Below are 3,635 nucleotides of genomic sequence, written 5' to 3' on the forward strand. Positions count from 1 at the left end.
CGCCGCCACCAAGGACGCGCTGCTGGTCGAGGCCGAGGCCATCGACCTGTCCGACGCCGATGCCGCTCGCGCGACGTTGCGCGCGGTCGGCGCCAAGTGGGATGCCGTCGGCAAGGTCCCCCGCGAGCGCGCACCCGAGCTCGATCGACGCATGAAGGCCGTCGAGAAGAAGGTCCGTGACGCCGCGTCAGCCGGCCAGACCGATCCGGAGGCGCAGGCCCGAGCGGATCAGTTCAAGGTCCGTGCGGAGCAGTACGAGCTGCAGGCCGAGAAGGCAGCGGCGGCGGGTCGCAGCAAGGACGCCGAACAGGCCCGTGCCAATGCCACCCAGTGGCGCGAGTGGGCCGAGGCGGCCGTCCAGGCGCTTGGCAAGAAGCGCTAGGAGTCCTCGGTCCGTTCCTCGGAACCGGCTGGGTCGGGCCGGTCCCCCGGATCGTCGAGCAACCCCTTGCGCTGATGTTCGGTGGCCACCCTGCGACGCTCCTGCTCCGCAGCCAACTGAACCGCGGTACGCGACCACACCACGCGCGCCCAGTGGAAGGTCAGCAGTATCACCGCGATCCACGCGATGATGAGTCCGAAGCCTGGCCCGGGGTGCGGCTCGGCGACCGTTTGACGCGACCACACCGCCAGCATCCCGATCGGGCACGCCACCGCCGAGCCGGCCAGTGCAATCCATGCCAGACCCCAGCGGCGGGTGATCAGCGCGAGGATCGAGAACCCGACGCTGAAGACCAGCACCAGCCAGGTGAAGACCCGAGACGGCAGTGCGATGGCCTCGCGGATTGCCGCGTCGTCGCCGACGAGCACGTCAAGGCCCTTGGCGCTTCCGGTGTGGGGCAGCACGAACGAGAGCAGGATGACGAAGACCAGGATCGCGACGACCAAAGCCCGTGCGCCTGGATCGATCTCGCGCGCGACGCGACGCTCGGCGTCCTCGATGTCACCCTTGAAGTCGTCGAAACCCGACTCGTTGCGGTCACCGCGGTTCACGAGCCACAGCCCATCGACACCATCTTGGCGGGCGGCATGCCGATGCCGGGGAGCCCGAGACCGATGGTCTTGCCGCCCGTCGTCTTCACGCGGCGCCCGGCCTCGTGCGCGTCGCCGGCACGGGTGCGGCGGTGCTCGAAGACGTCGGCGTCGGCGATGAGGTGGTGCGGGGCGGCAGAGGTCACGGTCGTGGTCACGACGTCGCCGGGCCGAACGTCGCGACCGCCTGGCGTGAAGTGCACGAGACGTCCGTCGCGCGCGCGCCCGGACATCCTCGCGGTGCTCGCGTCCTTGCGGCCCTCTCCGGTGGCGACGAGCAATTCGACTCTGGTGCCGATCTGGGCCGCGTTCTCCTCGAGCGAGATTCGCTCCTGAAGTTCTATGAGACGCATATAGCGCTCCTGCACAACGGCTTTCGGAATCTGATCGGGAAGCTCGGCGGCGGGGGTGCCGGGCCGTTTGGAGTACTGGAACGTGAACGCACCGGCGAACCGCGCACGTTCGACCACGGCGAGGGTGGCGGCGAAGTCCTCTTCGGTCTCGCCGGGGAACCCGACGATCAGGTCGGTGGTGATGGCGGCGTGCGGGATCGCCGAACGCACGCGGTCGATGATGCCGAGATAGCGCTCGGCGCGGTAGGACCGGCGCATCGCCTTCAGGATGCGATCGGAGCCGGACTGCAGCGGCATGTGCAGCGTCGGGCAGACGTTGGGCGTGACCGCCATGGCCTCGATGACGTCGTCGGTGAACTCCGCGGGGTGTGGAGAGGTGAAGCGCACGCGCTCCAGGCCCTCGATGCGTCCACACGCCCGCAGCAACTTCGCGAAGGCGCCGCGGTCACGGGCACCGTCCGACCATGCGGTCGGGTCCTCGCGCAAGCGCTCGTCGGTCGCGAACGAGACGCCGTAGGCATTGACGTTCTGCCCGAGCAGCGTGATCTCCAGGACGCCCTGTTCCACTAGCGACTGCGCCTCGGCGAGGATGTCACCGGGTCTGCGGTCGGTCTCCTTGCCACGCAGCGACGGGACGATGCAGAACGTGCAGCTGTTGTTACACCCAACGGAGATCGAAACCCATGCGGCATAGGCCGATTCACGGGCGGCAGGCAACGTCGACGGGAACTCCTGCAGAGCCTCGACGATCTCCACCTGAGCGACCCTGTTGTGCCGGGCCCGTTCCAACAGCGTCGGTAGCGAGCCGATGTTGTGGGTGCCGAACACCACGTCGACCCACGGCGCGCGCTTGAGCACCGCGTCGCGGTCCTTCTGCGCGAGGCACCCGCCGACCGCGATTTGCATGTCGGGGTTGGCCTCCTTGCGGGGCACGAGCTGACTGATGTTGCCGTAGAGCTTGTTGTCGGCGTTCTCCCGCACCGCACAGGTGTTGAAGACGACGACGTCGGCATCGGCCCCGTCGACCGCGCGCCGGTAGCCCGCCTCTTCCAGGAGTCCGGCGAGCCGCTCGGAGTCGTGCACGTTCATCTGGCAGCCGTAGGTGCGGACCTGGTAGGTACGGCCGACGCCTTCTGACGGCCGCTTGCGCGAGGAACCGACGGCTTGCGCGTCACGCGTCACCATCGAAGTCACGAACCAATGGTACGGGCGGGCCCGCCGCATCCAAATTCCCCGGATTCCCGAGAGCCCGGCATGCTGCGCATTACCTGGGTAAGGTCTGTGCGCATGAAGACCGACGAGTCGGAGGCGGACGCACGCGAACCGGCTCCGACGTCCGTGCCGATGATCTCAATTCAGGGCGTCGACAAGCATTTCGGCGACCTGCACGTGCTCAAGGACATCAACATCGAAGTCGACCGCGGCCAGGTCGTCGTGGTGCTCGGCCCGTCGGGGTCGGGCAAGTCGACGTTGTGCCGCACCATCAATCGACTCGAGCCGATCGACAACGGCACCATCGCCATCGACGGCGAACTCCTTCCTGAGGAAGGCAAGAAGCTCGCGCAGCTCCGCTCCGACGTCGGCATGGTGTTCCAATCGTTCAACCTGTTCGCGCACAAGACGATTCTGCAGAACGTGACGCTCGCACCGATGAAGGTCCGCAAGCAGTCCAAGGACAAGGCGCGCGAGCACGCGATGTCGCTTCTCGAGCGCGTCGGCATCGCCAACCAGGCCGACAAGTACCCGGCCCAGCTGTCCGGCGGGCAGCAGCAGCGGGTGGCGATCGCCCGTTCGCTGGCGATGAACCCCAAGGTGATGCTGTTCGACGAGCCCACCAGCGCCCTGGACCCCGAGATGATCAACGAAGTGCTCGCCGTCATGACCTCGCTCGCCGAGGAGGGCATGACGATGGTGGTGGTGACCCACGAGATGGGCTTCGCCCGTCGCGCGTCGAATCGGATCATCTTCATGGCCGACGGCGCGGTCGTCGAAGACGCCGAACCCGAAGAGTTCTTCTCCAACCCCCGCTCCGACCGCGCCAAGGACTTCCTCGGCAAGATCCTCAATCACTAACCGTTCGTCGAAAGGAATATCGACATGCCTTCTCTGCGCCTAAGGGTGGTCGCTGCACTAGCGCTCGCCGTGGCACTTCCACTGTCGGTCGCCGCGTGCGGCGGCGGCGGTTCCGGCGGTGATGACGGCAAGATCGTCATCGGCACCAAGTTCGATCAGCCCGGGCTCGGGTTGAAG

4 protein-coding genes and 1 pseudogene are annotated in these 3,635 nt (G+C 67.2%); 3 read left to right on the top strand and 2 right to left on the bottom strand.

Annotated elements, in window-relative coordinates; genetic code table 11:
- On the top strand, positions 1-382 hold a 382-nt coding region (locus tag ACRDUX_RS12920), incomplete at its 5' end, for a DUF349 domain-containing protein (RefSeq protein ID WP_526414424.1).
- On the opposite strand, the gene ACRDUX_RS12925 is transcribed toward ACRDUX_RS12920, so the two are convergent.
- Positions 379-993, bottom strand: coding sequence for an Rv2732c family membrane protein (locus tag ACRDUX_RS12925; protein ID WP_526414425.1), 615 nt, complete (start codon positions 991-993; stop codon positions 379-381). The genes ACRDUX_RS12920 and ACRDUX_RS12925 overlap by 4 nt on opposite strands.
- Positions 990-2,570, bottom strand: coding sequence for a tRNA (N6-isopentenyl adenosine(37)-C2)-methylthiotransferase MiaB (gene miaB / locus ACRDUX_RS12930; protein WP_526414426.1), 1,581 nt, complete (start codon positions 2,568-2,570; stop codon positions 990-992). The genes ACRDUX_RS12925 and miaB overlap by 4 nt, the downstream gene beginning before the upstream one ends.
- Before the next feature lie 159 nt (positions 2,571-2,729).
- Here miaB and ACRDUX_RS12935 point away from each other — a divergent pair, with 159 nt between their 5' ends.
- Both ACRDUX_RS12935 and ACRDUX_RS12940 read left to right on the top strand, forming a co-directional pair.
- Positions 2,730-3,458, top strand: coding sequence for an amino acid ABC transporter ATP-binding protein (locus ACRDUX_RS12935; protein WP_526414427.1), 729 nt, complete (start codon positions 2,730-2,732; stop codon positions 3,456-3,458).
- Positions 3,459-3,482: 24 nt separating this feature from the next.
- A pseudogene (locus ACRDUX_RS12940) lies at positions 3,483-3,635 on the top strand (glutamate-binding protein); the annotation flags it as partial.

Source organism: Mycobacterium sp. (assembly GCF_050701675.1).
Taxonomy (GTDB): domain Bacteria; phylum Actinomycetota; class Actinomycetes; order Mycobacteriales; family Mycobacteriaceae; genus Mycobacterium.